We start from the raw sequence: 3,676 nt of genomic DNA, 5'->3' as shown, positions 1-3,676 counted from the left end.
CAAGCGGACCCCAATTAACACTTGCCAACCTATCTACTGGTTGGTATATTTGATTTTAACAACACGACACACAAACAAAAACACACAACAGAACATCAGGAGCGTCATCATGAAAAACATCATCAAAACCACCCTTGCCATCATCGCCCTGTCCGCCAGCGCACTGAGCTATGCCGCCAGCCCGCAAATGGTTTCCCGCAGCGAAGCAGCATCGCTGCAAAAAATTGGGGTGGTCTCTTCCGGTGGCTTCACCACCCTGGATGACCTGGTGGCCTCACTGGATATGAAAGCCGCTGATGCCGGGGCCACACACTACCGCATCACCAGTGCCACCGGTATGAATAAACTTTCCGGTACCGCTGTCCTGTATCGTTGAATACCCGTTACCCTCGCAACTGCGCCCGGAACCCTTCTGGTTTCCGGGCGCAGTTGTGTCTGAATAACAGGCACCCGCAGGTGCCAGGAGAACATTATGTCCACCCATGACAGTCTGATTGAACTGACTGATACCCTTATCCAGCAGAACGGCTACCAGGGCTTCAGCTATGCTGATCTCGCTGACGGTCTGGGAATACGGAAGGCCAGTATCCATTACCATTTTCAGACCAAAACCGACCTCGGGCTTGCCTATTGTGAATACAAGGAGGCCAGCCTGCTGAAACTGGAAGCTGCCCTGTTACAGCTGCCACCGGGTAAAGCCCGTCTGCAGGGTTATATGGACGCATTTCTCAAATGCGCCGACAGCGGCCAGATGTGTGGCATTCACGCCATGCTGTCCGACAGCGCCCTGTTTGAAGAACCTCTTCAGAAAGCCACCTCACGACTGGCACAAACCGACCTGCGCATCCTGACCAGTGTGCTGGTTTCGGGTCGTGAAAGCGGTGAACTGGCTTTTACTGCTGAGCCGGCTGACGTGGCCATTATCATCGGCAGCGCCATTAAAGGGGCCCTGATGCTCAATCGGATCCCTCCTCATGATGCCTGTTCCCGCACCATGAGCGCGCTTATTCAGCTACTCTCCCGCCCGTAAAGCCACGCCTGTGGCTGCCCCGGTTTAACCGGGGCAGCCAGCACTCAAAAAAATCACCGCTGACAACGCCTGTATTCCGGGGGCCTCAGAAGACATTAAGACTTTCCTTGCGTTTAATTTCCAGTTACCCCTTGCCAATCTATCTACTGGTAGGTAGAATAAATATTAACAACACGACAACACAATAAAACAGACATGCAGGGGGCATCATCATGAAAGCACTTATCAACGACGTTATCGCTGTCTTCACCCGTAAAGCCCATGGACCGGTCATCATCAAATCCGATCTTACTGAGGAAGAAAAAGCAGCTCTGGTACCGGTCCGTACACTCTCTGTTGGCTGGGTGTCTTCCGTGGATGAGCTGGAGCGGGAGGTTATCCGCGAAGCCCTTGAACATGGCGCTGCCGCTTATCTGATTTCTGAGCTTGAGCAGGCCCGTTTCGTTCATGCCCGCGCCACGCTGTTTGCATAAACACAAAACGAAAATAAAAGGACACACACCATGAAAAATAACGTCGAGACACAACTGCGCCGGTTACTTCGTAAAACGTCAGGCCTGGACATTATGGTTCTGCGGCTGTCAGTGATTTTCATCTTCGCCCTGTTTGGCACCTACAAATGGTTTGCCTTCGAGGCCAATGCCCTTCACCACCTGCTGCCAGGCACCTGGCTCGGTGCGCTGTATCCGGCTCTCGGCGTTCAGGGGCTCAGCTACGCACTCGGCGTGGTGGAAAATATCACCCTTCTGGCCCTGATTGCCGGATTTTTCCGGCCGGCAGTGGGTGCAGCAGGCGCCCTGATGGTGGCAGGCACCGGCATCGTCACCCTGAGCCTTCTGCCGCAGCTGGGTCGCATTGACAGCTTCATTATCAAGGATGTTCTTCTGATTGGGGCTGGACTGGTGCTGTTGCGTCATGACCTGCGACGGACACTGATTAACCGGAGGGCGAAGCAACTCAGCGCCGTGCACAAACCCCGCTCGTCTGACGCATTGTCAGCCATGGGGTGACCCTGAATTACGCAGCAGCCTGATATTTCTGGCCAGCAAATATGACACCACTCCCGGGTTCATGGTGAGAGGCATGGAAGCCGCCTTTCGGGCGGGGATCACTCCCCGCTACTTTTTAGAGCGCTACCTGGAAAATAAGTCGCTCCCCGCCAACCCGGACTTTGAAAAACACTATCTGGATCTTATTCATGAGCAGGACCCGTCCCGGTGAGTGAGATTTGTCAGGAGAGCGATATGAACAAACCGTATAAAAAAGACCCACAGACCATTCAGGCACTGACGGAACTGCAGTTCAGCGTCACCCAGAAAAGCGCCACTGAGCGCCCGTTTACCGGAGAATATGACGACCACTTTGAGGACGGACTGTACGTGGATATCGTCTCCGGTGAGCCACTGTTCTCGTCGAAGGACAAATTTGATTCGGGCTGTGGCTGGCCGGCATTCAGCAAACCAGTGGAAAACAACGTCCGCAACCTGAGCGACCTCAGTCACGGCATGGTGCGTACTGAAGTGCGTTCCCATCACGGTGACAGCCATCTGGGACACGTCTTCCCTGACGGGCCACAGGATACCGGTGGATTACGTTACTGCATTAACTCGGCTTCACTGCGTTTTATCCCGAAAGGCGCTCTGGAAACAGAAGGATACGGTGAATTTCTTCCCCTGTTTGAGAAAGGAGATAAGCATGAAAACTGATGTGGCAATCCTTGCCGGTGGTTGTTTCTGGGGTGTCCAGGAGCTGATCCGCAAACTCAATGGCGTGGTCAGCACCGAAGTGGGCTATACCGGCGGACGTAATGATAACCCGACATACCAGCACCACCCAGGACATGCGGAGGCGGTGAAGGTGGTGTATTCCCCGGATAAACTGAGCTACCGAAAACTACTGGAATATTTCTTTAGTATTCACAACCCTACAACAATACTTCGTCAGGGTAATGACGTCGGCTCAAGCTACCGCTCAGCCATCTTTTTCACCACAGAGGAGCAAAAGCAGCAGGCAAACCAGCTTATCCGTGAAATAGATGATTCAGGAGTCTGGCCCGGAGTCGTGGTGACAGAAGTAGAGCAGGCCGGTGAGTTCTGGTCTGCAGAGCCAGAGCATCAGGATTACCTGCAGCATAATCCCAACGGCTATACCTGCCATTTTGAACGACCTGACTGGACGCTTCCGGGATAAGTCACCGTCGCAGACTCGCAGCATTCAGCCCCGCCCATGTGCGGGGCTTTTTTGTTCATATGCAGAAACGAGAATGGGATCACAAACAAATTTCTTTAGTCCATTTCTTGCATACAAAACAATCAACATCCTGATTTTAAGGGGCATATTAGAAAAAAGATGAGGATGATTAGGGTCAAAGGGACAAAGGGACAATGTTTAGAATTATGCTGACCGTTATCGCAGGATCGTTATTTTACGGACTCTCGGCCAGTCTGTGTTTTGCCGGGCTTTTTCGCATACACGCCCCCAGTGCCTGCACAGCCTTCTGTCTGACTTATAACCCAACAGCCGGCTATGTCATGCTGGTTACCGGTATGACACTGTTTATCGTATTTTTGCTCAGCCTTTTCCGGACAACAAAAGCCCCTATTTAACATAAAGGCTTCATTGTACGCACCGCTAGGGGTCGTCTCA

At 52.6% G+C, this 3,676-nt stretch carries 8 protein-coding genes; 7 read left to right on the top strand and 1 reads right to left on the bottom strand.

Annotated features, from left to right (window positions below):
• Positions 1-109 precede the first annotated feature (109 nt).
• The 7 genes from ACVCAM_RS26035 to msrA all read left to right on the top strand — a co-directional run bounded on the left by ACVCAM_RS26035 (position 110) and on the right by msrA (position 3,220).
• Positions 110-376: a YdgH/BhsA/McbA-like domain containing protein gene (locus ACVCAM_RS26035; protein ID WP_001567383.1), complete on the top strand. Its 267-nt coding sequence runs from the start codon at positions 110-112 to the stop codon at positions 374-376.
• Positions 377-472: 96 nt separating this feature from the next.
• Positions 473-1,030 (top strand): TetR/AcrR family transcriptional regulator, encoded by a 558-nt coding sequence (locus ACVCAM_RS26030; RefSeq protein WP_001567382.1) that lies wholly within the window; start codon positions 473-475, stop codon positions 1,028-1,030.
• A gap of 212 nt (positions 1,031-1,242) precedes the next feature.
• Positions 1,243-1,503, top strand: a complete 261-nt coding sequence (locus ACVCAM_RS26025; protein ID WP_001567381.1) for a DUF1471 domain-containing protein — start codon at positions 1,243-1,245, stop codon at positions 1,501-1,503.
• Between the two features lie 30 nt (positions 1,504-1,533).
• Positions 1,534-2,040, top strand: coding sequence for a DUF417 family protein (locus tag ACVCAM_RS26020; protein WP_001567380.1), 507 nt, complete (start codon positions 1,534-1,536; stop codon positions 2,038-2,040).
• A 73-nt stretch (positions 2,041-2,113) separates the two neighbouring features.
• The gene (locus ACVCAM_RS26015) at positions 2,114-2,251 is read left to right on the top strand and encodes a hypothetical protein (RefSeq protein WP_021243014.1); all 138 of its coding nucleotides are present in this window, start codon (positions 2,114-2,116) and stop codon (positions 2,249-2,251) included.
• Between the two features lie 23 nt (positions 2,252-2,274).
• Positions 2,275-2,736, top strand: coding sequence for a peptide-methionine (R)-S-oxide reductase MsrB (gene msrB / locus ACVCAM_RS26010; RefSeq protein ID WP_001567378.1), 462 nt, complete (start codon positions 2,275-2,277; stop codon positions 2,734-2,736).
• The gene (gene msrA / locus ACVCAM_RS26005; protein ID WP_001567377.1) at positions 2,726-3,220 is read left to right on the top strand and encodes a peptide-methionine (S)-S-oxide reductase MsrA; all 495 of its coding nucleotides are present in this window, start codon (positions 2,726-2,728) and stop codon (positions 3,218-3,220) included. Before msrB ends, msrA begins: the two co-directional genes overlap by 11 nt.
• A 230-nt stretch (positions 3,221-3,450) precedes the next feature.
• On the opposite strand, the gene ACVCAM_RS26000 is transcribed toward msrA, so the two are convergent.
• The coding region (locus tag ACVCAM_RS26000) for a hypothetical protein (RefSeq protein WP_042948727.1) at positions 3,451-3,676 on the bottom strand (226 nt) is incomplete at its 5' end.

Source organism: Enterobacter sp. CFEC122 (genome assembly GCF_052983755.1).
Note: the sequence above shows the minus strand (reverse complement) of the source record. Positions and strands in the feature narration are given on the sequence as shown.